Source organism: Streptomyces griseoviridis, from assembly GCF_005222485.1.
Taxonomy (GTDB): domain Bacteria; phylum Actinomycetota; class Actinomycetes; order Streptomycetales; family Streptomycetaceae; genus Streptomyces; species Streptomyces hintoniae.
Genome location: NZ_CP029078.1, coordinates 1,719,819 through 1,745,590, shown reverse-complemented (window position 1 = coordinate 1,745,590; position 25,772 = coordinate 1,719,819). Strand labels below are relative to the sequence as shown.

Annotated in this window: 21 protein-coding genes; 15 read left to right on the top strand and 6 right to left on the bottom strand. The window is 73.5% G+C overall.

The features are described 5' to 3' along the window. The first annotated feature begins 65 nt into the window (after window positions 1-65). On the top strand, window positions 66-1,274 hold the full coding sequence (gene metK / locus DDJ31_RS06765) for a methionine adenosyltransferase (protein ID WP_127181196.1): 1,209 nt from the start codon (window positions 66-68) through the stop codon (window positions 1,272-1,274). A gap of 52 nt (window positions 1,275-1,326) precedes the next feature. Here the strand turns inward: metK and DDJ31_RS06760 are convergent, their stop codons facing one another. From DDJ31_RS06760 to DDJ31_RS06745, 4 genes are read right to left on the bottom strand one after another with little or no spacing between them, the layout of a single operon-like run. After that, on the bottom strand, window positions 1,327-2,469 hold the full coding sequence (locus DDJ31_RS06760) for a hypothetical protein (protein WP_127181197.1): 1,143 nt from the start codon (window positions 2,467-2,469) through the stop codon (window positions 1,327-1,329). 26 nt (window positions 2,470-2,495) lie between these two features. Further along, window positions 2,496-4,445, bottom strand: coding sequence for a hypothetical protein (locus DDJ31_RS06755; protein ID WP_127181198.1), 1,950 nt, complete (start codon window positions 4,443-4,445; stop codon window positions 2,496-2,498). After that, entirely contained in the window at window positions 4,442-5,203 is a 762-nt protein-coding gene (locus tag DDJ31_RS06750; protein ID WP_127181199.1) for a TIR domain-containing protein, read from the bottom strand. Before DDJ31_RS06750 ends, DDJ31_RS06755 begins: the two co-directional genes overlap by 4 nt. 12 nt (window positions 5,204-5,215) lie before the next feature. Then, window positions 5,216-6,505: a helix-turn-helix domain-containing protein gene (locus tag DDJ31_RS06745; RefSeq protein ID WP_171480780.1), complete on the bottom strand. Its 1,290-nt coding sequence runs from the start codon at window positions 6,503-6,505 to the stop codon at window positions 5,216-5,218. Between the two features lie 272 nt (window positions 6,506-6,777). Between DDJ31_RS06745 and DDJ31_RS06740 the strand changes: the two genes are divergently transcribed. After that, window positions 6,778-8,973, top strand: a complete 2,196-nt coding sequence (locus DDJ31_RS06740) for a primosomal protein N' (RefSeq protein ID WP_437184204.1) — start codon at window positions 6,778-6,780, stop codon at window positions 8,971-8,973. Between the two features lie 304 nt (window positions 8,974-9,277). Here DDJ31_RS06740 and DDJ31_RS06735 read toward each other — a convergent pair whose 3' ends face one another. Next, a complete protein-coding gene (locus tag DDJ31_RS06735; RefSeq protein ID WP_127181201.1) occupies window positions 9,278-9,820 on the bottom strand; it encodes a hypothetical protein in 543 nt (180 codons plus the stop codon). 289 nt (window positions 9,821-10,109) lie between these two features. Here DDJ31_RS06735 and fmt point away from each other — a divergent pair, with 289 nt between their 5' ends. From fmt to DDJ31_RS06680, 11 genes are all read left to right on the top strand, one after another. Then, window positions 10,110-11,042 carry a methionyl-tRNA formyltransferase gene (fmt, locus tag DDJ31_RS06730; protein ID WP_127181202.1) on the top strand — a complete coding sequence of 311 codons (933 nt, stop codon included), beginning with the start codon at window positions 10,110-10,112 and terminating at the stop codon, window positions 11,040-11,042. Window positions 11,043-11,371: 329 nt separating this feature from the next. Further along, complete coding sequence (locus DDJ31_RS06725) at window positions 11,372-12,808, top strand: RsmB/NOP family class I SAM-dependent RNA methyltransferase (RefSeq protein WP_127181203.1); 1,437 nt, start codon at window positions 11,372-11,374, stop codon at window positions 12,806-12,808. Between the two features lie 71 nt (window positions 12,809-12,879). Further along, entirely contained in the window at window positions 12,880-13,566 is a 687-nt protein-coding gene (gene rpe / locus DDJ31_RS06720; RefSeq protein WP_127181204.1) for a ribulose-phosphate 3-epimerase, read from the top strand. 78 nt (window positions 13,567-13,644) lie between these two features. After that, window positions 13,645-14,688 carry a sugar-binding transcriptional regulator gene (locus tag DDJ31_RS06715; protein WP_127181205.1) on the top strand — a complete coding sequence of 348 codons (1,044 nt, stop codon included), beginning with the start codon at window positions 13,645-13,647 and terminating at the stop codon, window positions 14,686-14,688. Between the two features lie 143 nt (window positions 14,689-14,831). Continuing rightward, on the top strand, window positions 14,832-15,242 hold the full coding sequence (locus DDJ31_RS06710; protein ID WP_127181206.1) for a ribonuclease domain-containing protein: 411 nt from the start codon (window positions 14,832-14,834) through the stop codon (window positions 15,240-15,242). Then, window positions 15,239-15,559: a barstar family protein gene (locus tag DDJ31_RS06705; protein ID WP_127181207.1), complete on the top strand. Its 321-nt coding sequence runs from the start codon at window positions 15,239-15,241 to the stop codon at window positions 15,557-15,559. The genes DDJ31_RS06710 and DDJ31_RS06705 overlap by 4 nt, the downstream gene beginning before the upstream one ends. 158 nt (window positions 15,560-15,717) lie before the next feature. Next, window positions 15,718-17,160, top strand: coding sequence for a GuaB1 family IMP dehydrogenase-related protein (locus DDJ31_RS06700; protein ID WP_164785147.1), 1,443 nt, complete (start codon window positions 15,718-15,720; stop codon window positions 17,158-17,160). A gap of 250 nt (window positions 17,161-17,410) precedes the next feature. Then, window positions 17,411-18,874: an amino acid permease gene (locus DDJ31_RS06695; RefSeq protein ID WP_127181209.1), complete on the top strand. Its 1,464-nt coding sequence runs from the start codon at window positions 17,411-17,413 to the stop codon at window positions 18,872-18,874. Window positions 18,875-18,883: 9 nt separating this feature from the next. Continuing rightward, the gene (locus tag DDJ31_RS06690) at window positions 18,884-19,336 is read left to right on the top strand and encodes an Lrp/AsnC family transcriptional regulator (protein ID WP_127181210.1); all 453 of its coding nucleotides are present in this window, start codon (window positions 18,884-18,886) and stop codon (window positions 19,334-19,336) included. A 379-nt stretch (window positions 19,337-19,715) separates the two neighbouring features. Beyond that, window positions 19,716-20,504: a carbon-nitrogen hydrolase family protein gene (locus DDJ31_RS06685; protein WP_127181211.1), complete on the top strand. Its 789-nt coding sequence runs from the start codon at window positions 19,716-19,718 to the stop codon at window positions 20,502-20,504. 39 nt (window positions 20,505-20,543) lie between these two features. Next, complete coding sequence (locus DDJ31_RS06680) at window positions 20,544-22,244, top strand: flavin monoamine oxidase family protein (protein WP_127181212.1); 1,701 nt, start codon at window positions 20,544-20,546, stop codon at window positions 22,242-22,244. On the opposite strand, the gene DDJ31_RS06675 is transcribed toward DDJ31_RS06680, so the two are convergent. After that, entirely contained in the window at window positions 22,205-23,197 is a 993-nt protein-coding gene (locus tag DDJ31_RS06675) for a helix-turn-helix transcriptional regulator (protein ID WP_127181213.1), read from the bottom strand. The two genes, DDJ31_RS06680 and DDJ31_RS06675, sit on opposite strands and share 40 nt — an antisense overlap. A 243-nt stretch (window positions 23,198-23,440) precedes the next feature. Here DDJ31_RS06675 and DDJ31_RS06670 point away from each other — a divergent pair, with 243 nt between their 5' ends. Both DDJ31_RS06670 and DDJ31_RS06665 read left to right on the top strand, forming a co-directional pair. Next, a complete protein-coding gene (locus DDJ31_RS06670; RefSeq protein ID WP_127181214.1) occupies window positions 23,441-24,007 on the top strand; it encodes a DinB family protein in 567 nt (188 codons plus the stop codon). 41 nt (window positions 24,008-24,048) lie between these two features. Next, window positions 24,049-25,260, top strand: a complete 1,212-nt coding sequence (locus tag DDJ31_RS06665) for a winged helix DNA-binding domain-containing protein (RefSeq protein ID WP_127181215.1) — start codon at window positions 24,049-24,051, stop codon at window positions 25,258-25,260. Window positions 25,261-25,772: the final 512 nt, after the last annotated feature.

Sequence of the window (25,772 nt, the reverse complement as noted above, 5' to 3'; positions counted from 1 at the left end):
CGGGCGCAGCCTCCGTCCCGTCCGCCCATGATCAGCCAGCAGCCGCTGCAACCCCAGGGAGCGTTGTGTCCCGTCGCCTTTTCACCTCGGAGTCTGTGACCGAGGGTCACCCCGACAAGATCGCTGACCAGATCAGCGACACCATTCTCGACGCGCTTCTGCGGGAGGACCCCTCGTCCCGGGTCGCCGTCGAGACGCTGATCACGACCGGCCTCGTGCACGTCGCCGGAGAGGTCACCACCAAGACCTACGCGGACATCGCCACCCTCGTCCGCAACACGGTCCTCTCGATCGGCTACGACTCCTCGAAGAAGGGCTTCGACGGCGCCTCCTGCGGCGTGTCGGTGTCCATCGGCTCGCAGTCCCCCGACATCGCCCAGGGTGTCGACACGGCGTACGAGTCCCGGGTCGAAGGTGACGAAGACGAACTGGACAAGCAGGGCGCGGGCGACCAGGGCCTGATGTTCGGCTACGCGACGGACGAGACGCCGACGCTGATGCCGCTGCCGATCTTCCTCGCGCACCGCCTGTCCAAGCGCCTCTCCGACGTCCGCAAGAACGGCACGATCCCCTACCTGCGCCCCGACGGCAAGACGCAGGTCACCATCGAGTACGACGGCGACAAGGCCGTCCGCCTCGACACCGTCGTGGTCTCCTCGCAGCACGCGAGCGACATCGACCTGGAGTCGCTGCTCGCCCCCGACATCCGCGAGTTCGTCGTGGAGGCCGAGCTGAAGGCGCTCGTCGAGGACGGCATCAAGCTCGACACCGACAGCTACCGCCTGCTGGTCAACCCCACCGGGCGGTTCGAGATCGGCGGCCCGATGGGCGACGCCGGTCTGACCGGCCGCAAGATCATCATCGACACCTACGGCGGCATGGCCCGCCACGGCGGCGGCGCGTTCTCCGGCAAGGACCCGTCCAAGGTCGACCGCTCCGCCGCGTACGCGATGCGCTGGGTCGCCAAGAACGTGGTGGCGGCCGGCCTGGCCGCCCGCTGCGAGGTCCAGGTCGCGTACGCGATCGGCAAGGCCGAGCCGGTCGGCCTCTTCGTCGAGACCTTCGGCACCGCCAAGGTCGACGCCGAGAAGATCGAGAAGGCCATCGACGAGGTCTTCGACCTCCGCCCGGCCGCGATCATCCGCGACCTCGACCTGCTCCGCCCGATCTACGCCCAGACGGCGGCCTACGGCCACTTCGGCCGCGAGCTCCCGGACTTCACCTGGGAGCGGACGGACCGGGTGGACGCGCTGCGGAGGGCTGTGGGGCTGTAGCGCCCGCGGTGGGTGAGGTCCGGCCCCTGGGGGGTGCCGGGCCTCACTCCGTTCAGCGGTCGTGAGCGTCCGGCGGGGGCGGTCCGGCCCCCGGGCCGTCGCCGGGTCCGGCTTCTCCGCCCGAGTCGGGTCCGTCGTCCTCCTCGGGGCCGGGGCCGCCGAAACGGCTCTTGATCGCGTCGGCTGCCTCGGACCTGCCGTGCACCTCCGCGAGCTTCGCCACGCGCTCCGAGAACAGCTGGACGTCGGCGTCGTCGTCCGAGAAGCCGAACCAGGCGAGGACCGAATCGAACGTCGGGTACGGATCGGTGACCGTGTCCTCGGCCGGCGGGGATGGCACCCGACCTGCGCTGAAGGGACGGTGCCACAGATACTCCTCCTCGTCGGGGTACGGGATGCCCGGCGTCGACGTCAGCCGGTCGAACGGCGGAGGCACCTCCTCGTTGCGGGCCGCGGCGGAGAGCCGGGCGAGCACACCGATACGGTCGACGGCTCCCTCGACCTCACCCTCGTTCCGGGACAGCCACCACACGACGGCGCTGCCCGCGTCCTTCAGCACGTCCTCGGTCAGATAGCTCCGCTTGCTGCGCTCGTAGTTGCGCTCGTGCTCCCAGACGTCCTCGTCCTTGCGGACTCCGGACAGCTTTGCGAGCCGCTCACGGTCGGACTCCGGGAGCGTCAGCGAGACGTCCTGGGCCATTGCCATGACCCGGCCGGTCGCCTCGGGACGCATGGTCGCCAGCGCGCCGTCGAGCTGGTGCTGGGTGAACGCGCTGCGGTGGGGAGGCTGCTGCACGGCCACGAGCCGGGCCCGCTGAAGGACCGCCTCCACGGCCAGACCCGCGGGGTTCACATACGGTGCGTCCTCGGGCGCGTTCAGCACCAGCCAGCGGACCGTGGCCGAGAAGGAGAAGTCGTAGTCGGCGACGGAGCTCGGCAGGGCCACATGGGCGACCCGCTGCTCCTGTCGGATGGGCTCAGGCAACGGCAGATCGGGATCGGGCAGCAGCTCGCGCGGGAACGCCTCCCGCGCGGGAGCGAGGATCCGGTGCGTCACGGCGGCCACCGCGGGCAGCAGCGCGGCCAGGGCGGGCCAGGCCCACCGGGGCCAGTCGGCGCAGAGGCCGAGGATGACCAGGATCATGCCCAGGAGGACGGTGACGAACAGCGTCATCGTCCTGTGTCCAGAACTCATGGAATACCCCCGATGATCGTTCGGTGTCAGACGGCTTGGTCGTAGGGCTCGATGCCCTGAGCGGCGTCGATGCTCCGCAGCAGCTGCGTGACGGTCTCCACCCGCCCGGGGCCGCCGGCCCGGGACCAGCCGACGGCGACGCGGTACACCTCTCCGGAGATCCGGGGATCGGTGGCGCAGGCGCGGGAGAGCAGGCCCAGCACCGGGTCGCGGTGCCGGGCGTCCTCGGCTGCCGCGAGCCAGCGGATCTGGGCCGCCGTCCACGTCTTGACCGGGCGGCGCAGCGCCGCCGTCCAGCACGCGGCCAAGGACTCCCGCACGTCGGTACGGCCGGTCAGCCGTACCGGATCGGCGAGAGCGAGGAAAAGCGTGGCGTCCCGCTCCGGATGGTCCGTCGTGATGCCCGTGCCCAACCGGTCGAGCAGCAGCCGGTACAGCCGGTCGTCCGAAGCCGTCAGACGCGACAGCGCCGTGCGGGCCTCGGCGGCGACCTGGTCGCCGGCCCGCCGGGCGAGATGGTGCAGGCGCACGAGCGCCTGGTCCGGGTGCGTACGCGCCATGGTCTCGGCGCACACCACGACGAGAACCTGTCGCAGCCGGTCGCCGGTCTCCCTGGAGACGGCCCAGTCGTAGATCTGCTGCCGGAAGAAGCGGCCGTGCAGGTCGGCGTCCAGCCCCAGGGCCAGGACCTGTGCCGCGTCCGGGATCAGGTGGACGGAGGCCCTCCGCGAGGTCCACTGGTCCGCGAGCCAGGTCAGGTCGCGCGGACGTGCGGTGCGCAGTGCCTGCAGGGCGAACCGCTCGACGGCGTCACTGCGGTCGTGCTGGGAGAGCGAATGATCGCTCAGGCACTCCATGAACCAGTCGCGCAGTTGCCGTCGGATGTCCGGCAGGTAGGTCCAGAAGTGGTCCCGTACGGCGCGGTCGTAGCCGGAGGTGCGAAAGCGCACCTGGCCGCTCGCGTCCGTCTCGGCCTCGATGGCGTCGAGCTCCGCCCGCAGGTCGGCCCGTTCCAGACGCGGAGTGCTGTCAGGAGGGTGGCTGAGAGCGGCCAGCAGGGTGTTCGCCGCCTTGAGCACCGTCCCTGGCCCGGTCGCGTGGAACAGGGCGAGGGAGAGCATCAGGGCGCGGCGCGGGCCGCTCTGCTGGACGGAGAGGTCCGCCGCCACGCGCGCGCTCTGGTCCTGCTGGCCCCGCAGGGCGTCGGCGAGCCAGTCGGGGAAGCCGCGGTCGGCCGGTGACGTGTCGCGGCGCCGCCGGATGTGGTCGGCCAGCCCCGCGACCTCCCGCACCGGCGCCTGGGTGAGGAAGGTGGTCAGGCTCTTGCCGGTCAGGTCCTCCGGCGCGAAGGCGATGCCGTCGCCCAGCAGATGACGGGCCAGCAGCCGACCGGGTGCGGGGCGGCCGATCTCCACCGTGTGGCGCTTCAGCTCGTCCTTCAGCAGATAGCCGAGGCGGTGCGGGAGGACCACCGCGAGATGGGCCGCGTGCGGCTTGAGCCCTTCCCGGAAATCGACCAGCGCGTTCTGGATCGCGACGTACCCGGCCGCCTCCACCTCCGAGAGATCCAGCAGCAGCCGGTCCCCGTCGTTGATGTCGCCGGCGTCGAGCGGCGACGACGCCATGCCGTCCGAGGTGTCGTCCGACGTGTCGGGCAGCTCGTGCAGGGCGCCGCGACCTTCGGACAGACCGTGCAGCAGCATGAGGGCCGCGGTGCGACGGCCGCTGCCGGGAAGGCCGGCGATCAGCACCAGGTGGCTCTCCGCCAGCCGGTTCCGGGCGAGTTGCATCCCTGACGGCGGCAGGAAGCGTGCCGAGAGGTGGGCGCGGTCCTCCTCGGTGATGACGCGCGTGCGTCTGCTCGCCTGCTCGCGCAGCCGGGACGCGGCGGCCTGGATGTAGACGTACTGGTTCCCGAGGCCGGTGTTCACGGGCCCATGGGCCTCCGTGAAGTAGGCGCCGTACGTCTCCGTCACCGCTGCTCGCCCCCGCGGGGCGTCCGGGTGCCGAAGCCCTGCCGGATGCCGCCCTCGTTGTTGCCGGCCACGTAGTTGGTGCCGTTCCCGTTGATCTGCGGCCCGTTGATCTGGTCGCCTTCGCCCGAATTCAATGGACCGTGCGCGGTGTTGATGAAGGTCCCCACGGACCGCCCGACGCTGCCGATACCGCCGCTCTGGTGGTCGGTGCGGACCGTGGGCTCAGGCGAGGATTCCGCTGCGGCGGCGACGGTGGCCACGGCGCGCGGGCTCCGGTCCAGCGGGGCCAGGGCCGGAACCCGCTGGATCAGCCGGTCGCCGATCCGGGCCAGATCCTCCTGCCGGTTGTGCAGTTCCACGCGGGTGTACTGGTATTCGGCGAGTTCGGCGATCGACCGCGGCAGCCGCCGCGCGTCGAGCTGCTCCACCTTCCGCCCGATGAACAGCGGCACGATCAGTGCCCCGGAGGAGAGGGCCTCCTCGATCTCCCGCCTGACCCAGTCCTGCGGGTCGTCCAGCGCGCGCCTGCCGGGGTCCGAGCGATGGGGCTCGTCGGTCCACCCTTCGTGGATGAGGGCCAGCAGAACGTGGCAGCGCCGTACCGTGCGCAGCAGGACGTCCATGCTGTCGCCCAGTTCGATCGACTTCTTCGCGAGGAAGACGCTGTCGGGGCCGAACCTCTCCGACAGTTCCTCGTCGCACATGTAGGCGACTTCCTTGCCGCCCTTGGTCCGGTAGTTGATGAAGATCTCGTGCATGACGTTTCCCTTCTAGGTGGTGCGGGACGTGAGCGCGTCGGTCAGGTCGGGCACGAGAGCCCGCACCGAGCGCTGCCGGGCGTGCCGTCCGAGCGTGCGGAAGAGGCGGTGCAGGTCGGAGCGGACCGTGGACGAGTGAATGAGCCGGACCGAGGGCAGCACCTCGGCCGTGATCGCGCACGCGTGATCGACGTCGCCCGCCGCCGCATGGGCCAGGGCGCGCCGGACGCCGTAGCGCGCCCTGGTGCGGAAGGCGTGCGCCGGGATCCGTGCCGTCTCGGTGTCGAGGTGGACGGCCGCCTCACGCGGACGGCCCAGGTCGTACAGGCACCAGCCGGTGAACATCGAGACGACGTCGGGCACGTGGGAGGCGCCCAGAACGGGCTGGCCGGTCTCGACGCAGCTGCGTTCCAGCAGGTCACGGGAGCGGTCCAGGCTGCGCATGCAGCTGTCGTAGTCGCCCTCGACGGCTCTCGCCTGGGCCAGATGCTGGGCGGCCAGGCCCCGGACACGCGCGGAGGCATCAGAGTGCAGCGCATGCTCGGCCAGCTGAGCGGCGTCCTCGACATCACCGCGATAGAGACTGATCAGCGAACGCCGGACCTGCGCGTACGCGGCGAGAACGGTGTCCCGGCCGGCGGCGGCCAACTGGACGGCGCGTTCCGTCCACCAGATCGCGGCGGTGTCGTCCCCGGACTCCTGGGCCATCCAGCCCGCGTACTCGGCATAGCGGGAGGCGAGGAGCAGCAGGTCGCGGCGGGCCCGAGGGCCGCTGCACCGTGCGAACTGCTCCAGGCTGTGCGTCTGCGCGATGAGCGATGGCAGGACACCGGCCGGGCCCGAGACCTGGCCCAGGCGCCTGAACTGGTCGAACAGCATTCGGGAGGCCTCGACAAGTGTCTCTGCGCCGCCGGGAACCGGCGGGAGGACACGTGGGTCGGTCGCGCCCAGGGTCAGCGCGGACGCGGCTCCGGCGATCACGTCGCGCCGGGTCACGGGCTGGAAGGAACTCGAACCGTCCTTGCGGAGTTGCATCAACCACACCTCGTCGTCGCTTTCGGGGCCGGGCAGCGATGGCTGGGAACCACGGACCGGCACGAGCCGGGTGGGCGCGCCCCGGGCACCCAGTTCGGTGTCGCACAGACGTGCCAGTTCGGGCGTCGGACGTTTGAGTTCCCGTTCCACCTTGCTCAGCTGGCTCTTGCTGTAGTGCACGCGCTGCCCGAGCTGCTGGAGGGAGAGGCCCGCGGCCATGCGCCTACGGCGCAGTTCCGGCCCGAACTCCCATGACTCTTGAAGCACTTCGACCTCCGTCACTCGTCGGCCGCAGCCCGGAGCGACGCGATTCAGCGTGCGGCAGACGGCCGAGCGGAACAAGGCGAAACGGGCGTTTCCCGTTTCCTCCTCCGGAGCGAAGCCGACCCGCTGAGCCATGTCGAGAAAGGGGTTTCGGCCACCAACGAACCGGCCGGGAGAGACCGTGGCCCTCGCGCGCCGGGGCGCTGTCGTCCTCGCCGGGCAGCTACCGCCGACCTCGACGGGCGGACCGTCCGCATCTCGTGCTCATCGCTCCGATGTCAGTGCCGTTTGGTAAGAATGCAGGCGTGAGCAGCGATGACGGGCAGGGTGGGGACGGCGCCGGGAAGGCGCCGCCCGAGCAGCTCGCGTTGATCCGGGCCAGTGTGCGGGACGCGAAGAAGCCCCGCGCCAAGCCGCGCACCTGGCGGGGGGCCGCCCTCGCCAAGGAGCTGCCCGTCGCGCGGGTGCTGGTCGACAAAGGGGTGCTGCACCTCGACCGGTACTTCGACTACGCCGTGCCCGAGGAGCTGGACGCGGACGCGCAGCCGGGGGTGCGGGTCCGGGTCAGGTTCGGGGCCGGGCGGCATCGGGTGCGCGACGGAAGGCGGGAGGGCGGCGGTCTGATCGACGGGTTCCTCGTCGATCGGCTCGCCGAGTCCGACTACTCGGGACCCCTCGCCGCCCTCGCCCAGGTCGTCTCCCCCGAGCGGGTGCTCAGCGCGGAACTGCTCGGGCTCACCCGCGCCGTCGCCGACCGGTACGCCGGCAGCCTCGCCGACGTGCTCCAGCTCGCCGTCCCGCCGCGCAACGCCCGCGCCGAGCAGCGGCCGTCCCCCGCCCCCCTGCCGCCGCCCCCCGCCCCGGACGCCGGCCCCTGGACGCGGTACGGACACGGGGCGGCCTTCGTCGACGCACTCGCCTCCGGCGGCGCCCCGCGCGCCGTCTGGAACGCCCTGCCTGGCCCTGGGTGGAGCGACGAACTCGCCCGCGCCATGGCCGCGACGCTCGCCTCCGGGCGCGGCGCCCTCGCCGTACTGCCCGACGGCCGGACCGTCGCCCGCGTCGACGCCGCCCTCACCGCCCTGCTCGGCGAGGGCCGGCACGCCGTCCTGACCGCCGACGCCGGGCCCGAGAAGCGCTACCGCCAGTGGCTCGCCGTGCGGCGCGGCTCGGTACGGGCCGTTATCGGCACCCGCGCCGCCATGTTCGCCCCGGTCCAGGACCTCGGCCTGGTCGCCCTCTGGGACGACGGCGACGACAGCCACAGCGAACCCCACGCCCCGCAGCCGCACGCCCGCGAGGTGCTGCTGCTGCGCGCGGCCCAGGACCGGTGCGGATTCCTCCTCGGCGGTTGGAGCTGCACCGTGGAGGCCGCCCAGCTCGTCGAGACCGGCTGGGCCAGGCCGCTGATCGCCGCGCGCGACCAGGTGCGCGGCGCCGCTCCGCTGGTGCGGACCGTCGGGGACGGCGACCTCGCCCGCGACGAGGCCGCGCGCGCCGCTCGGCTGCCCACCCTCGCCTGGCAGGCCGTCAGGGAGGGGCTGCGCGGCGGCCCCGTCCTCGTCCAGGTGCCCCGGCGCGGTTACGTCCCCCGGATGGCCTGTGCCGCCTGCCGGGCCCCCGCCCGCTGCCGGCACTGCGCCGGGCCCCTCGAAGCCCCCGACGCCTCCGCGCTGACCTGCGGCTGGTGCGGGCGCCCCGAGGAGAACTGGCACTGCCCCGAGTGCGGCGGCTTCCGGCTGCGCGCCCAGGTCGTCGGCGCCCGGCGCACCGCCGAGGAACTGGGCCGGGCCTTCCCCGCCGTCCCGGTGCGCACCTCCGGGCGCGAGCAGGTGCTCGACACCGTGCCGGGCGCCCCCGCGCTCGTCGTCAGCACACCGGGCGCCGAGCCCGTCGCCGAGGGCGGCTACGCGGCCGCGCTGCTCCTCGACGGCTGGGCCATGCTCGGCCGGCCCGATCTGCGGGCCGGTGAGGACGCCCTGCGCCGCTGGATCGGGGCCGCCGCGCTGGTACGGCCCCAGTCCGAGGGCGGCACGGTGGTCGTCGTCGCCGAACCCACCCTGCGTCCGGTGCAGGCGCTGGTGCGCTGGGACCCCGTCGGGCACGCTGTGCGGGAACTCGCCGAGCGGGCCGAGCTCGGCTTCCCCCCGGTGTCCCGGATGGCCGCCGTCTCGGGAGCCCCTGAGGCGGTCTCCGCGTTCCTCGCCGCGGCCGAACTGCCCGCCGAGGCCGAGGTGTTGGGGCCGGTGCCGCTGCCCGTCACGACCGCGGGACGGCCCCGCCGGGTCGGGGCGCCGCCGCCGGGCGAGCGGTGGGAGCGGGCCCTGATCCGGGTACCGCAGGGCAGCGGCGCCGCCCTGGCCGCAGCCCTGAAGGCCGCGCAGGCCGCACGGATGGCCCGGGGCGCGCCGACGGGGGCGGGGGAGGCCGGCGCGGTCCGGGTACGGGTCGATCCGCCGGACATCGGCTGAGACCCGGGGGAGAGGATGGCGGAGGGGAGCGGAGGGGGAGGGGTGCGACTTGAGGGGCGTGCGGGGGCTGACCGCGCGCCGGGGAGTGGGGTGGTGCGTGTGGCCGCCCCTCGGGCTGGGGGCATGCGGCCGCCCTCGGCGTGTGGGGGCTTGCGGTCGCCCCTCGGTGGGGCGGGCGGAGTGTGCGGCTGGCTCTGCGGGACGGGCGTGCGGGACGGGCGGGGCATGCGGCTGCCCCCAGAAAGCGGTCCTGGCATGCGACTGCCCTCCCAAAGGGCTTGGGAGGGCAGGGCGTTGAGGTGGCTCAGCCGTTCCGGGGGCCGGGGAACGCCGTGGGCCTTGCCTCTTCGCGCAGAACCGGGCTGCCCGCCGTCGGCTGCGTCGGCATCGAGCGGGCCGCGGGGACCGTCGGGACCGGGGGCAGGGCGGGCGTGACGCTCACCGTGCGGGGCGTCGCCGCCTCCGTGGTCCGCTCCGCGTCCGCCGCGGCCTGGGTCGCCGCGCGCCGGGCACCGTAACGCCGGTGCACCGCCTGCTTGGTGACGCCCAGCGCGGAACCCACCGCGTCCCACGAGAAGCCGAGGGAGCGGTCGAAGTCGACGGCGGCCGTGACCAGCGTCTCGACGCTGTCCCGCAGCTCCTGCGCGAGGCGGACCGTGGGAGCGGGGGCGCGTCCGTAGACGACGAAGCCCGTGGAGGGTCCTGAGCGGCGCGGGCGGTAGACGTTGCCCAGTTGGGCGGTGAGCGTGCGCAGTGCGTCCACCTGCCGACGGACCCGCTCGATGTCCCGCACCAGCAAGTGCAGGCTGGCCCGAGCCTGGGCGTCGTGGGTTGCGTGGTCGGCCATGAAGAAGCCTCTCGAACCGGCGTTGCAAAGGATCGGGCCGCACGGTCGCAGCCCGTTGTGGTCAACTCTTTCTTGACCAACGCCGGAGCGACCCGCGGGTCACGCATCGGGGGCGTGAGGGCAGATCCGTACGCCCCCGGGCACGCCTCGGGCCGAGGTCGTCCGCCGTCGGCCGTCAGCCATAAACTGGGCGTCACCCGTCACCACCCGTCAGCCGTCGTCCGACCCACATCACCCGTCACCAGCCGTCAGCCGTCAGCCGCACGTTCCGAGAGGGCCGTATCCACCCATGAAGCTCGTCTTCGCCGGTACCCCCGAGGTCGCCGTTCCCGCCCTCGACGCCCTGATCGCCTCCGGGCGGCACGAGGTGGCCGCCGTCGTCACGCGGCCCGACGCGCCGGCCGGGCGCGGGCGCAGGCTGGTGGCGTCGCCCGTGGCGGAGCGCGCGGAGGAGGCCGGCATCGAGGTGCTGAAGCCGGTGAAGCCGCGGGACCCCGAGTTCCTCGAACGGCTGCGGGAGATCGCCCCCGACTGCTGCCCCGTCGTCGCGTACGGGGCGCTGCTGCCCCGCGTCGCCCTCGACGTGCCCGCCCACGGCTGGGTCAATCTGCACTTCTCGCTGCTGCCCGCCTGGCGCGGCGCCGCCCCGGTGCAGCACTCCATCATGGCCGGCGACGAGATCACCGGCGCCTCCACCTTCCTCATCGAGGAGGGCCTCGACTCCGGGCCCGTCTACGGCACCGTCACCGAGGTGATCCGCCCCACCGACACCAGCGGCGACCTGCTCACCCGGCTCGCCTTCGCCGGTTCCGGGCTGCTCGCCGCGACGATGGACGGCATCGAGGACGGCACCCTGAAGGCGGTGCCGCAGCCCGCCGACGGCGTCACCCTCGCGCCGAAGATCACCGTCGAGGACGGGCAGATCGACTGGGCCGCCCCGGCGCTGCGCGTCGACCGCGTGGTGCGCGGCTGCACGCCCGCGCCCGGCGCCTGGACCGTCTTCCGGGGCGAGCGGCTCAAGCTCATCCACGTCACGCCGGTCCCCGACCGCACCGACCTCGCGCCAGGGCAGCTCGCCGTCGGCAAGAACAGCGTCCACGTCGGCACCGGCTCGTACGCCGTCGAGCTGCTGTGGGTGCAGGCCCAGGGCAAGAAGCCGATGCGCGCGGCGGACTGGGCCCGCGGCGTCCGCATCGCCGACGGGGAGACGCTCGTCGGATAGCCCGGACATGCCGGAGTGCCCGGACATGCCGGAAACGACGGTCCCGCCCGGCGCCCGACGCGGCGGCGCTCGGGCTCGCCGTCGCGTCGGGCGCCGGGGCGTACGCGACGGGCGCGGGCCTCACCGCGCGCACGCCGCCTCTGCGGTGGGGCCCGCCCCGTCTGCGCAGTGCGGCCCGCCTCCGCCCCTGGAGGTGCGGCCCGCCCCCGCCCGTCCCCCGGACGCGAAAGAGCCCCGGCGGCCGGCCGGACGTACTCTGGGGGCGTATTTCGCGCGCGGTCGGCCGGAGGGTCTCCGCGCACCCCACCCACACCCGGAGCACCTTTTTCGTGAGCGACACCTCCCGTCGGCCCCGCAAGACCGGCAAGCCCTACCGTCGGCCCCAGAAGGACCCCGTCCGCATGCTCGCCTTCGAGGCGCTGCGGGCCGTGGACGAGCGGGACGCGTACGCCAACCTCGTGCTCCCGCCGCTGCTGCGCAAGGCGCGCGAGAAGGAGGGGCCCGAGAAGTTCGACGGGCGGGACGCCGCGCTGGCCACCGAGCTGGTGTACGGGACGCTGCGCAGGCAGGGCACGTACGACGCCGTCATCGCCTCCTGCGTCGACCGGCCGCTGCGCGAGGTCGATCCGCCGGTCCTCGACGTCATCAGCCTCGGCGTGCACCAGCTGCTCGGCACCAGGATCCCGACCCACGCCGCCGTCTCCTCCGCCGTCGAGCTGGCCCGGGTGGTGCTGGGCGACGGGCGGGCCAAGTTCGTCAACGCCGTGCTGCGCAAGGTCGCGCAGGACGACCTCGACGGCTGGATCGCCCGGGTCGCGCCGCCCTGGGACGAGGACCCGGAGGACCACCTCGCCGTCGTGCACTCGCACCCGCGCTGGGTCGTTTCCGCCCTCTGGGACGCCCTCGGCGGCGGCCGGGCCGGCATCGAGGAGCTGCTCGCGGCCGACAACGAACGGCCCGAGGTCACCCTCGTCGCCCGCCCCGGCCGCGCCACCCGCGAGGAACTGCTCGGCGAGGAGGCCGCCGTCGCCGGGCGCTGGTCGCCGTACGCCGTGCGGCTCTCCGAGGGCGGTGAGCCCGGCGCCGTCGACGCCGTCCGCGAGGGGCGTGCGGGGGTGCAGGACGAGGGCAGCCAGCTCGTCGCGCTCGCGCTGGCCAACGCGCCGGTCGACGGGCCCGACCTGGCCTGGCTCGACGGCTGCGCGGGACCCGGCGGCAAGGCCGCGCTGCTCGCCGCGCTCGCCGCCGAACGCGGCGCCGTCCTGCTGGCCTCCGAGAAGCAGCCGCACCGGGCGGGCCTGGTGGCCAAGGCGCTGAACGGCAACCCCGGCCCCTACCAGGTGATCGCCGCCGACGGGACGAGGCCGCCCTGGCGTCCCGGCTCCTTCGACCGGGTCCTGATGGACGTCCCCTGCACCGGGCTCGGCGCCCTGCGCCGCCGCCCCGAGGCCCGCTGGCGGCGCCGCCCCGCGGACCTCGACGGCTTCGCCCCGCTCCAGCGCGCCCTGCTGCGCACCGCGCTCGACTCCGTGCGGGTCGGCGGCGTCGTCGGCTACGCGACCTGCTCCCCGCATCTCGCGGAGACCAGGGCCGTCGTCGACGACGTGCTCAAGCAGCGGACGGACGTCGAGCTGGTCGACGCCAGGCCGCTGCTGCCCGGCGTCCCCGATCTGGGCGACGGACCCGACATCCAGCTGTGGCCGCACCTGCACGGCACCGACGCCATGTACCTCGCGATCCTGCGCAGGACCGGCCAGGACGGCTGAGCCGGCCGCCCTCCCGTACTCAGCTCCGCACCGGCGCGAACAAACGTGCCGGGACATGGCAGGCTTGGGGCATGGCAGCGCAGATCAACCCCAGCATCCTGTCCGCGGACTTCGCCCGCCTCGCCGACGAGGCGAAGGCGGTCGAGGGGGCCGACTGGCTCCATGTCGATGTCATGGACAACCACTTCGTGCCGAACCTGACGCTCGGGGTGCCGGTCGTAGAGTCGCTGGCGCGGGCGACGGACACCCCGCTGGACTGCCATCTGATGATCGAGGCCCCCGATCGGTGGGCACCCCAGTACGTCGAGGCGGGGGCCTCCTCCGTCACCTTCCACGTGGAGGCGGCCGCCGCCCCGGTACGGCTGGCCCGGGAGATCCGGGCCAAGGGCGCCCGCGCGTCCATGGCGCTGCGGCCCGCGACGCCCATCGAGCCCTACGAGGACCTGCTCCCCGAGCTGGACATGCTGCTGATCATGACCGTCGAGCCGGGCTTCGGCGGCCAGGCGTTCCTCGACATCATGCTGCCGAAGATCCGCCGCACCCGTGAGCTGATCGGCAAGCACGGGCTCGACCTGTGGCTCCAGGTCGACGGCGGAGTCTCCGCTTCCACCATCGAACGCTGCGCCGAGGCCGGCGCGGACGTCTTCGTCGCCGGGTCCGCGGTCTACGGCGCCGACGACCCGGCCGAGGCGGTGCGCGCCCTGCGCGCCCGTGCCGAATCCGCGACCGCCGGAGCGTCCTGGGGATGCGACCACTGAGCCACGGGTACGTGAACGGCGTCCATCGGGGCGAATCAAGTGCGCCGGATCTGCGAGGATGAACGGCGAATCCAGAGTGTGAACAGCAGTGAGGAGATCGCCGTGTCGGGTATGTCGGCGGGCCGGTCAGCAGTGCGGATGGGACCCGCTGAGCTGGTGCAGGCGGCGGCCATGGCCCGCCGCTTCTACCTGGAGGGCAAGTCCAAGATCCAGATCGCGGAGGAGTTCGGCGTCAGCCGGTTCAAGGTGGCCCGGGTGCTGGAGACGGCCCTGGAGAGAGACCTCGTCCGGATCGAGATCCGGGTACCGGCCGAGCTGGACGCCGAGCGCTCGGACGCGCTGCGCGCCCGCTACGGCCTCCGGCACGCCGTCGTCGTCGAGTCGCCCGCCGACGTCGACGAGTCGCCCGACCCGGAGAACCTCGGGGAGGTGGCCGCCGACCTGCTCGGCGAACTGGTCACCGAGGGCGATGTGCTGGGCCTCGCCTGGGGCCGGTCCACCATCCACATGGCCGCCGCCCTCGACCGGCTGCCGCCGTGCACGGTCGTGCAGCTGACGGGCGTGTACGACGCCGGGACCGCCGAGCGCGGCTCGGTGGAGGCGGTGCGCCGGGCCGCCCAGGTCTCCGGCGGCGACGCGCACCCCATCTATGCGCCGATGCTGCTGCCGGACGCGGCGACCGCGGCCGCGCTGCGCAACCAGACCGGGATCGCTCGCGCCTTCGAGTACTTCGACAAGGTCACCGTCGCCTGTGTCTCGATCGGCTCCTGGGAGCGGGGCATCTCCACGGTGCACGACATGCTCAGCGACGAGGAGCGCGGCCACTACGCCTCGCTCGGGGTCGCCGCCGAGATGTCCGCGCACCTCTTCGACGGGGAGGGCCGCCGGGTCGGCCGGGACCTCGGTGAGCGCTGCATCACCGTCAAGGCCGACCAGCTCCGCCGGATCCCCGAGGTCGTGGCCATCGCGGGCGGGGCGCGCAAGGCCACCGCGATCGACGCCGTCCTGCGGTCGGGGCTGGTGACCAGCCTGGTCACCGACACCTCCGCCGCCGATGTGCTGATGACGACGGGGTCCACCCCGAAGTCCGCGCTCAACCGCGAGGACCCCGACGGGGTCTGACGGGGTCTCAGCGGATGCCGGCGGGTCTCGGCGGGCCCGGTGGATCTCACCGGGTCTCAGCGGATCTGGCAGGGCCTCGCGGGGCGGCGCGGAGTCACGGGGCAGGGACGGACTCCTGGGGACGGACATGACAGCATCACCGTATGCTGCCGCGGTTCGTCCCCCGAGTCCTTCTGTGCCTGCTCGTCCTGCTGACCGGCTGCTCGACGGCCCCCGCCACCGGTTCCGCCCCCTCCAGGAGCGCCGGCGCGCCGACCGCGCCCTCGTGGGCCGCCGGCCTGACCACCGTCAGGGCCGCCGCGCTGCCCGCCGAGGCCCGGCGCACGCTCACCCTCATCGACCGGGGCGGCCCCTACCCCTACGCCAGGGACGGCACCGTCTTCGGCAACCACGAGGGGCTGCTGCCGCGCGAGAGCCGGGGCTACTACCACGAGTACACCGTGCCGACCCCCGGCTCCCGCGACCGCGGCGCCCGTCGCCTGGTCACCGGGGACGAGGGGGAGGTCTACTACACCGATGACCACTACGACTCGTTCAGGGCGGTACTGAGATGACGAGCCCGCACCCCGTCACCCTCGACCTCGACGGCGTCACCGACAAGGCCGGGTTCATGGACCGCGTCGCGCGCGCCCTCGCCCTGCCCGACTGGTTCGGCCGCAACTGGGACGCCCTCGCCGACGTCCTCTCCGACCCCGGTCTCTGGCCCGAGGCCGCCGCTGGCCCCGGGCTGCTGATCGTCGTCACCGGCTGGCGCCCGTACGCCGCGGCGCGGCCCGACGAGTGGGCCGTCGCGCAGGACGTGCTCAAGGAGGCCGCCGACCGCACGCCCGCGCTCGCCGTGGAGCTCGCCCCCGGCGGCCCGACCCGCTGATCCGCGCCCCGCTGTACGTTCCGCCGAGAACCCCTCTGACCTGCCTGGACGATCCTCCGATGCAGGTCATCGCCGTCGGCATGGGACAATGAAGTACGTGCTCTCCCCCTGGCTGACCTGTCCGGGGGCCACCTCTGATCGACTGGGATGTGCAGCACGTGCGTTTCCTCAACGACATCCAGCCCCCGTACGACCTGACGTACGACGACGTCTTCATGGTCCCGAGCCGCAGCGCCGTCGGCTCGCGGCAGGGCGTGGACCTCAGCTCCCCGGACGGCACGGGCACCACGATCCCTCTCGTCGTCGCCAACATGACCGCCATCGCGGGCCGCCGCATGGCCGAGACGGTCGCCAGGCGCGGCGGGCTCGTGGTCATCCCGCAGGACATCCCGATCGAGGTCGTCACCGAGGTCGTCTCCTGGGTCAAGAGCCGCCACCTCGTCCTCGACACCCCCATCGTGCTCTCCCCGCACCAGACCGTCGCCGACGCCCTGGCCCTGCTGCCCAAGCGCGCGCACAACGCCGGGGTCGTCGTCGACGACAAGGGCCGGCCGGTCGGCGTCGTCACCGACGAGGACCTCACCGGCGTCGACCGCTTCACCCAGCTCGACGTGGTCATGTCCAAGGACCTGCTGCTGCTCGACGCCGACATCGACCCGCGCGAGGCCTTCAACCGGCTGGACGGCGCCAACCGCCGCTACGCCCCCGCCGTGGACCCCGAAGGCCGCCTGGCCGGCATCCTCACCCGCACCGGTGCCCTGCGCGCCACCCTCTACACCCCGGCCGTCGACGCCGACGGCGGACTGCGGATCGCCGCCGCCGTCGGCATCAACGGCGATGTCGCGGGCAAGGCGCGGGCGCTGCTCGACGCGGGCGTCGACACCCTCGTCATCGACACCGCGCACGGCCACCAGGAGTCGATGATCAGCGCCGTCAGGCTGGTGCGCGCCCTCGACCCGAAGGTCCCGATCGTGGCGGGCAACATCGTCGCCGCCGAAGGCGTGCGCGATCTGATCGAGGCGGGCGCCGACATCATCAAGGTCGGCGTCGGACCCGGCGCGATGTGCACCACCCGGATGATGACCGGCGTCGGCAGGCCGCAGTTCTCCGCGGTCCTGGAGTGCGCGGCCGAGGCCAGGAAGCACGGCAAGCACGTGTGGGCCGACGGTGGGGTCCGCCACCCCCGTGACGTGGCGATGGCGCTCGCCGCCGGCGCCTCGAACGTCATGGTCGGCTCCTGGTTCGCGGGCACCTACGAGTCGCCGGGCGACCTCCAGCAGGACGCCTCGGGACGGCTCTACAAGGAGTCCTTCGGCATGGCCTCCGCCCGCGCGGTCCGCAACCGCACCTCCGACGAGTCCGCCTACGACCGGGCCCGCAAGGCCCTGTTCGAGGAGGGCATCTCCACCTCCCGGATGTTCCTCGACCCGGCCCGCCCCGGCGTCGAGGACCTGATCGACTCGATCATCGCGGGCGTCCGCTCCTCCTGCACCTACGCGGGCGCCGGCTCCCTCGACGAGTTCGCCGAGAAGGCCGTCGTCGGCATCCAGAGCGCGGCCGGCTACGCCGAGGGCAAGGCCCTGCACGCCAGCTGGAGCTGACCGCCCCCCGCCGGGCGTGGACCCCGGCGGGACGCCCCGGGGCGGCGCGCAACGAAACGGCGTGCCGCCGCCCGGAACGCAACGATCTTGCGGCGACGCGCAAGGCTGCCGCATTACGCGGGGGTCGGCGCGGCTCGTAAGGTGCTGCGCTGTACGTGGCGTGCCGGGGACTCCGCTCGGTGGGTTCCCCGCTCACGCGGGTGCGCCGCCGGTTCCCGACGCCTGACCGCTGTGACGAAGGAGTCGGCGCGTGCCGGACCAAGGAGCACCCCAGCAAGACCACCCGAACCCAGGAGCCGCCCCGGGGTTCGGCGCCCGTCTGATGCGGCGCAAACCGGTGGAACTGCTGGTCGCCGAGGGCGGCCACGGCGAGGGCGGGACGCTCAGGCGCTCGCTCGGGCTCTGGCAGCTGACCATGATCAGCATCGGCGCCACCCTCGGCACCGGCATCTTCGTGGTCCTCGGCGAGGCCGTGCCCAAGGCCGGACCCGCCGTCATCCTCTCCTTCGTCCTCGCCGGGTTCACCGCCCTCTTCTCGGCCCTCTCCTACGCCGAACTCGCCGGCACCATCCCCGTCGCCGGCTCCTCCTACTCCTACGCGTACGCCACCCTGGGCGAACTCATCGCCTGGGTCTGCGGCTGGTGTCTGATCCTGGAGTACGGCGTCTCCGTCGCGGCCGTCGCCGTCGGCTGGGGCCAGTACCTGAACGAACTCCTCGACGGCACCATCGGCGTCACCCTCCCCGAGGCGCTCTCCGCCCCGCCGGGCGACGGCGGCGTCTTCAACCTGCCCGCGCTGATCGTCGTCCTGCTCGCCATGACGTTCCTGCTGGGCGGCGCCCGCGAGTCGGCCCGCGCCAACACGATCATGGTCTGCGTCAAGATCGCCGCGCTGGTCATGTTCTGCGCCATCGGCGTGCAGGGCTTCAAGTCGGGCAACTACGCGCACTTCATGCCGCTCGGGGTGGCCGGGGTCAGCGCCGCGGGCGCCACCCTGTTCTTCTCGTACATCGGCTTCGACGCCGCCTCCACGGCCGGCGAGGAGGCCAAGAACCCGCAGCGGGACCTGCCCCGCGCCATCATGCTGTCGCTCGTCATCGTCACGCTCCTGTACGTGATGGTCGCGGCCGTCGCCGTGGGCGCCAGGCCCTGGCGGCGCTTCGACGACTCCGAGGCCGCCCTCGCCCAGATCATGCGGGACGTCACGGGGGAGACCGTCTGGGGCACCCTGCTCGCGTTCTGCGCGGTGATCGCCATCGCCAGCGTCGTCCTCACCGTCCTCTACGGCCAGACCCGCATCCTGTTCGCCATGGCCAGGGACGGCCTGGTGCCCAAGATCTTCGCCAGGGTCCACCCCAAAACCGGCGCGCCCCGCGCCAACACCCTGATCGTCTCGCTGTTCTGCGGCGTCCTCGCCTCGGTCATCCCGCTCGGCCAGCTCGCCGACGCGACCAGCATCGGCACCCTCTTCGCCTTCGCGCTCGTCAACGTCGCCGTCGTCGTCCTGCGCAGGACCAGGCCCGAGATGCCCCGCACCTTCCGGGTGCCGCTCTCCCCGGTGCTGCCCGCCCTCGGCTTCGCGCTCTGCGTCTGGCTGATGGGCAGCCTGTCCTCCGTCACCTGGGTGGTCTTCGGGTGCTGGATGGCCGCCGGGCTCGTGTTCTACTTCCTCTACGGTCACCGCCGCTCCCGTCTCGCACCATCTGAGAGCTGAACCACCCCCGTGCTGAACCCACTCGACGAACGCATCGTGCACGCCCTCGCCGAGGACGCCCGCCGCTCCTACGCCGACATCGGCCAGCTCGTCGGGCTCTCCGCGCCCGCCGTGAAACGCCGCGTCGACCGGCTGCGCGCCACCGGCGCCATCACCGGCTTCACCGTACGGGTGGACCCGGCGGCGCTCGGCTGGGAGACCGAGGGCTTCGTCGAGATCTACTGCCGCAGCAACACCTCGCCCGAGACCATCCAGCGGGGCCTGGAGCGCTACCAGGAGGTCGTGGCCGCGTCGACCGTCACCGGCGACGCGGACGCGATCGTGCAGGTCTTCGCCGCCGACATGCGCCACTTCGAACGGGTCCTGGAACGGATCGCGGGCGAGCCCTTCGTGGAACGCACCAAGTCGGTGCTGGTCCTGTCGCCGCTGCTGCGCCGCTTCTCGTCGGGGACGCCCGGATAAGTTCCCCGGACAGCCCCCGGACAGCCCCCGGACAGCCCCCGGAAGCCCCCGGAAGCCCCCGGAAGCCCCCGTGCCCCCGGAGGCCCTCGGACAGCATCCCCGACAGAGTTCCCCGCACGCCCCCGGCACATGACGCGCGCCGGGGGCGTGCGGTGTCGCGCGACGCGTGCCCGGGGGCGTGACGTGGCCGCGACGGCGCCCGTGACCTGGTGCGCAACGAATCGCCGCCCGGTGTGCGGCCCGCGCAACGAACCGCGCACCGGCGCGCAACGGCTGCTCCTTGTCCGGCCGCGGGCGCCGACCGTACCGTCTAGAGGGCTCCCCGGCCGTCGTCCCGGGCGGCCTCCCCGACGCCCCCCGGCACCCGTGAGGACCCCGCATGCGCACCGCCCTGCTCCAGAGCTCAGGCCGCCCAGGCTCCGTCGCCGAGAACCTCCAGGTCCTCGACGAGGCGGCCGGCCGGGCCGCCGCCGCGGGCGCCGGGCTGCTGGTCACACCGGAGCTGTTCCTCACCGGGTACGCCATCGGCGACGCCGTCGGCCGGCTCGCCGAACCCGCCGACGGCGACGCGGCGGACGCGGTCGCCGACCTCGCCGCCCGGCACGGCCTCGCCGTCGCCTACGGCTATCCCGAGCGGGCGGGCGAGCACGTCTTCAACGCGGTCCAGCTGATCTCCGCCACCGGCGACCGCCTCGCCAACCACCGCAAGACGCACCTCTTCGGCTGCTTCGAACGCGACCACTTCACGCCGGGCGACCTGCCCGTCGCCCAGGCGGAACTGGACGGCCTCCGGGTCGGCCTGCTGATCTGCTACGACGTCGAGTTCCCCGAGAACGTCCGCGCCCACGCCCTGGCGGGCACCGACCTGCTGGTGGTGCCGACGGCGCAGATGCACCCGTTCCAGTTCGTCGCCGAATCGATGATCCCGGTGCGGGCCTTCGAGAACCAGATGTACGTCGCCTACGTCAACCGGGTCGGCACGGAAGGGGAGTTCGAGTTCGTCGGGCTCTCCGTCCTCGCCGGGCCCGACGGGGTCGCCCGCACCCGCGCGGGACGCGGCGAGGAACTCGCCCTCGCGGACGTCGACCCCGCCTTCCTGGCCGCCTCCCGCGAGGCCAACCCCTACCTCGCCGACCGCCGCCCGGACCTCTACGGGTCCCTGGTCTGACACCCCCTGATCTTCGTTGCCGCAAGGAGTCCGTACCCCATGACGTCCACGGTGCCCAACGCCGTCGAGCACACCGACGCGCAGCAGCCGCCGATCACCATGTTCGGCCCGGACTTCCCCTACGCCTACGACGACTTCCTCGCCCATCCGGCGGGCCTCGGCCAGATACCGGCCACCGAGCACGGCACCGAGGTCGCCGTCATCGGCGGCGGACTCTCCGGGATCGTCGCCGCGTACGAGCTGATGAAGATGGGGCTCAGGCCCGTCGTGTACGAGGCCGACCGGATCGGCGGCCGGCTGCGGACCGTCGGCTTCGACGGCCCCGGCACCGAGGGGCTGACCGCGGAGATGGGCGCGATGCGCTTCCCGCCGTCGTCCACGGCGCTCCAGCACTACATCGACCTGGTCGGCCTCGAGACCAGGCCCTTCCCCAACCCCCTCGCGGAGAGCACCCCTTCGACGGTCGTCGACCTCAAGGGCGAGTCGCACTACGCCGAGACCGCCGCCGACCTGCCGCAGGTCTACCGCGACGTCGCCGACGCCTGGAACCGGTGCCTGGAGGAGGGCGCCGACTTCTCCGACATGAACCGCGCCCTGCGCGAGCGGGACGTGCCGCGCATCCGCGCGATCTGGGCGCGGCTGGTCGAACAGCTCGACAACCAGACGTTCTACGGGTTCCTCTGCGCCTCCGAGGCGTTCCGGTCCTTCAGGCACCGGGAGATCTTCGGCCAGGTCGGCTTCGGCACCGGCGGCTGGGACACCGACTTCCCCAACTCCATCCTGGAGATCCTGCGGGTCGTCTACACCGAGGCCGACGACCACCACCGCGGCATCGTCGGCGGCTCCCAGCAACTGCCGCTGCGCCTCTGGGAACGCGAGCCGGGGAAGATCACCCACTGGGCGCAGGGCACCTCGCTCGCGAGCCTGCACGACGGCGGTGCGCCGCTGCCCGCCGTCACCAGGATGCACCGCACCGCAGGCAACCGGATCACCGTCACGGACGCCCGCGGCGACATCCGCACCTTCAGGGCCGCCGTCTTCACCGCCCAGTCCTGGATGCTCCTCTCGAAGATCGACTGCGACGACTCGCTCTTTCCGATCGACCACTGGACGGCGATCGAGCGCACCCACTACATGGAGTCGTCGAAGCTGTTCGTGCCGGTGGACCGGCCGTTCTGGCGGGACCGCGACGAGGAGACCGGCCGGGACGTCATGTCGATGACCCTCACCGACCGGATGACCCGCGGCACCTACCTCCTCGACGACGGACCCGACCGGCCGGCCGTCATCTGCCTCTCCTACACCTGGTGCGACGACAGCCTGAAGTGGCTGCCGCTGTCCGCGAAGGAGCGGATGGAGGTGATGCTGAAGTCGCTCGGCGAGATCTATCCGAAGGTCGACATCAGGAAGCACGTCATTGGCAACCCGGTGACCGTGTCCTGGGAGAACGAGCCTTATTTCATGGGCGCGTTCAAGGCCAACCTGCCGGGCCACTACCGCTACCAGCGGCGCCTGTTCACCCACTTCATGCAGGACCGGCTCCCCGCCGACCAGCGGGGCGTCTTCCTCGCGGGCGACGACATCTCCTGGACGGCGGGTTGGGCCGAGGGCGCCGTGCAGACCGCCCTGAACGCGGTGTGGGGCGTCATGCACCACCTCGGCGGCGCCACCGACGCCACCAACCCGGGTCCGGGCGACCTCTACGACGAGATCGCGCCGGTCGAACTGCCCGAGGACTGAGCCGCGTCGGCGTACCTGCGCGCCAACCGGCCGCAGGCCGCCTTGAGTTCGGGCGGTCCGACCACCTCGATGTCGGTGTCGAAACGGCCGAGCCCGGCCGCGAGCCCCGTCCACGACCAGGCGCTCAGCACGACCCGGCAGCGGTCGGGGCCGAGTTCCTCGACGAGCGCGTCCGGCGCGTACGGGGAGACGGCGGCGGCCGGCAGGCCGAGGATCACCTCGCCCCGGCAGATCTGGCTGTCGTGCCCCTGGAAGCGGGCGGCGACGAATGCGGCCACCGACGCGCCGGGCAGCTCGCGCGGGGTGAACCGGGGCCCGGCCGGGACGCGCGGGGTGATCCGGTCGACGCGGAACGTGCGCCAGTCCGCCCGCTCCAGATCCCAGGCGACCAGGTACCACCGCCCGCCCCAGGTCACCAGGTGGTGCGGCTCGGCCCGCCGGGGCGGCGGCTGCCCGGCGTCGGGGGCGCCGGGCGCCGCGTAGTCGAAGCGCAGCACCTCGCGGTCCCTGACCGCGGCGCTGAGCGCCACCAGCACCCGCGGATCGATCCGCGGCCGGGGCCCGGCACGCTCCACGGCGGTCACCCGCAGGGAGTCGACGCGGTGCCGCAGCCGGGCCGGCATCACCTGCCTGACGGTGTTCAGGGCGCGCGCCGACGCCTCCTCGATGCCGGCGCCGGTCACCGCGGCGGTCCGCAGTGCGACGGCGACGGCCACCGCCTGGTCGTCGTCGAACAGCAGCGGTGGCAGCGCCGCCCCGGCCTCCAGCCGGTAGCCGCCGTCGGGGCCCTTGACGGCGGCGACCGGATACCCGAGTTCACGCAGCCGGTCCACATCCCGGCGGACCGTGCGCGCGCTGACGTCGAGCCGCTCGGCGAGCAGCGCGCCCGGCCAGTCCCGACGCGCCTGGAGCAGCGAGAGCAGGGAGAGCAGACGCGCGGAGGTCTTCGGCATGACCTCAGTATGAGCAGCGGTAGCGGACACCTCCTGTCCGCTACCCCTGCGAAGGTGAGGGTGTTCCGCACCAGGAGCGTCCGCTCGACGACGGGCATCCGCTCGACGACGGGCGTCCTCGACGAGGGGCGTCCTCGACGAGGGGCGCCCTCGGCGAGAGGCGTGTGGCGCGCGCCCGGTCAGGAGCCGTGCCCGCCGACGAGCGTTCCGTGAGAGACACCCGACCGGAAGGACCCGAAGACCATGACGACCGCCACCACCCTCGACGCCGAGCGCACCGACCTGCTCGCCGCCCTCGCCGCCGCGCGGGCCGCCCTCACCAGCACCATGAGCGACCTGGACGACACCGGGGCGGGGGAGCGGACCACGGTCAGCGCGCTCTGTCTCGGCGGACTCCTCAAACATGTCGCCGCCATGGAGGAGAGCTGGCTGCGGTTCGTCCTCGAAGGCCCCTCGGCGAAGCGCTACGACCTGCCCGACGACGTCACCTGGGCCGACCTCGCGGCCGGCACCGCCCGCACCGTCCCGCAGTGGGCCATCGAACGGCAGAACGACTTCCGCATGCTGCCGGGCGACACCCTCGCCGGACTCCTCGAACGGTACGAGGCGGTCGCCGCCCGCACCGAGGAGATCGTCGCGTCCCTGCCCGACCTCTCCGCCGCCCACCCGCTGCCCGCGGTGCCCTGGCACCGGCCCGGCGAGACCCGCAGCGTCCGGCGGGTGCTCACGCACGTCATCGCCGAGACCTCCCAGCACGCCGGGCACGCGGACATCCTCCGCGAGGCGCTCGACGGGCGGAAGTCGAGCTGAGCGCGGGGAAAGGAGACGGGGAGAGGAGAGGGGAGACCGCCATGCCGACCGTCCTCGACGACCGGGCGCTCAACCGGGCCACCCTCGCCCGCCAACTGCTCCTGGGCCGGGCCGACCTGCCGGTCCTGGACGCCGTCAGCCACCTGTGCGGCTTGCAGGCGCAGGAACCGCAGGAGCCGTACACCGGGCTCTGGTCGCGGCTGCGCGCCTTCGCCCCGGGGGAGCTGTCCGGGCTGCTGGTCGACCGGAAGGTGGTGCGCACCCATCTGATGCGGCGCACCGTCCACCTGGTCACCGCCGAGGACGCGCTCGCCTGGCGGGCCCGGCACGCCCCGATGCTCCGACAGCGGGTGCTGGGCACCTACCGGGCCGAGTTCGCCGGCGTCGACCTCGACGAACTCGCGGCGGACGCGGCCGAGTTGGCGTCCGACGGGGAGCCGCGCACGATGCCGGAACTGGCCCGCGCGCTGGCCGGACGCTGGCCGGGCCCCGCCCCGCGGGCCCTCGGCGAGATGGTCGTCGCCGCGCTGCTGCCGATGGCGCAGGTCCCGCCGCGCGGGGTGTGGCGGACCGGCGGCGGCGCCCGCAACGTGTCCCTCGCCGTCTGGCTGGGCCGCGAGATCGACCCACCGGGCCGGCACGGGCCGGACGCGCCGACCGGTCCGACCGCTCCCGGGGGAGTGAACGGCGTTGCCGGCGGCTCTGGTCCGGGTCGTCCGGGAGTCCGGGCCGGCGGCGCGGCGGGTTCCCACGGCTCCGATCCGGTCGGGCGGGTGCTGGTCCGTCGTTACCTGGCCGCCTTCGGGCCTGCCGCCACGGCCGATCTGCGGGCCTGGTCGGGGGTGGCCGGGCTGCCGGGCGCGGTGGCCGCGCTCCGCCCGGAACTGGTCGCCTTCCGGGACAGCAGGGGGCGTGAACTGCTCGACCTGCCGGACGCGCCCCGCCCCGACCCTGACACCCCGGCGCCGGTGCGGTTCCTGCCGGCGTTCGACAACGCGCTCCTCGGCTACCAGGAGCGCGGCCGGATCGTCGCGGACGAGCACCGCGGCCTCTCGGTCGCCGGTGAGCGGGTGCTCCTGGTCGACGGGCGGGTCGCCGGGACCTGGCGGACCGACGCGGGCACCGTCGCCGTCACCGGGCTGCGTCCGCTCGGCCGGGCCGAGCGCGCCGAAGTCGTCGCGGAGGGGGAGCGGTTGGCGCTGTTCCTGTCCGAGGGTGAGTGCGGGCGGGTGCGGATCGCGGAGGCCGGGTGAGCGGGCGGTCCTGCGGCGCTCGGAGTCGGTTCTTCGCCTCCGCGCCCCTCCGGCAGCACGCGGAGTCCGACCACGCGCCCCGACTCGCCCACCCGGACGGCTTGTTCGCAGCCCCCGCTACGACAGGCGTCCACGGCCGCGGGCGCCCGGCCGTGCCCGGGGTGCGCGTGGCGGCCCGTCGGCGCGAACCGCAGCGGGCGTAAGCCCGGTTGGCGCCGGAAGGGGGCCGGCGGGCGGCAACGGCCGTGCGGGCAGGGGAAGTCGGCGAGGGCACGGGGAGGGTTCATCCCCGCTCCACAGGCCCCGCTTCCAGCGGGATCGTGGGCGCCGTGTCCCCGAACCGCCGTTCATCGCAGCCCCGTTGACGGTCGAACCGGCTCGGGTGGAGACGGACCTGACGGCCCGCCGCCCGGCAGGCCGATCACCGTCGAGCGCATCCGGAGCCCACCGGTGTCCGACGCGTCCCGCGCTCGGTGGACTGTTCCCGATCGTGCCGTCGAGGGACCGTCACG

Bases quoted from the DNA above. Each gene is read 5' to 3' on its own strand.
- DDJ31_RS06760 (WP_127181197.1), bottom strand. From the start codon at position 2,469: ATGAGTTCTGGACACAGGACGATGACGCTGTTCGTCACCGTCCTCCTG.
- DDJ31_RS06750 (WP_127181199.1), bottom strand. From the start codon at position 5,203: ATGCACGAGATCTTCATCAACTACCGGACCAAGGGCGGCAAGGAAGTC.
- DDJ31_RS06740 (WP_437184204.1), top strand. From the start codon at position 6,778: ATGTCAGTGCCGTTTGGTAAGAATGCAGGCGTGAGCAGCGATGACGGG.
- DDJ31_RS06735 (WP_127181201.1), bottom strand. From the start codon at position 9,820: ATGGCCGACCACGCAACCCACGACGCCCAGGCTCGGGCCAGCCTGCAC.
- fmt (WP_127181202.1), top strand. From the start codon at position 10,110: ATGAAGCTCGTCTTCGCCGGTACCCCCGAGGTCGCCGTTCCCGCCCTC.
- rpe (WP_127181204.1), top strand. From the start codon at position 12,880: ATGGCAGCGCAGATCAACCCCAGCATCCTGTCCGCGGACTTCGCCCGC.
- DDJ31_RS06710 (WP_127181206.1), top strand. From the start codon at position 14,832: ATGCTGCCGCGGTTCGTCCCCCGAGTCCTTCTGTGCCTGCTCGTCCTG.
- DDJ31_RS06705 (WP_127181207.1), top strand. From the start codon at position 15,239: ATGACGAGCCCGCACCCCGTCACCCTCGACCTCGACGGCGTCACCGAC.
- DDJ31_RS06685 (WP_127181211.1), top strand. From the start codon at position 19,716: ATGCGCACCGCCCTGCTCCAGAGCTCAGGCCGCCCAGGCTCCGTCGCC.
- DDJ31_RS06680 (WP_127181212.1), top strand. From the start codon at position 20,544: ATGACGTCCACGGTGCCCAACGCCGTCGAGCACACCGACGCGCAGCAG.
- DDJ31_RS06675 (WP_127181213.1), bottom strand. From the start codon at position 23,197: ATGCCGAAGACCTCCGCGCGTCTGCTCTCCCTGCTCTCGCTGCTCCAG.
- DDJ31_RS06670 (WP_127181214.1), top strand. From the start codon at position 23,441: ATGACGACCGCCACCACCCTCGACGCCGAGCGCACCGACCTGCTCGCC.
- DDJ31_RS06665 (WP_127181215.1), top strand. From the start codon at position 24,049: ATGCCGACCGTCCTCGACGACCGGGCGCTCAACCGGGCCACCCTCGCC.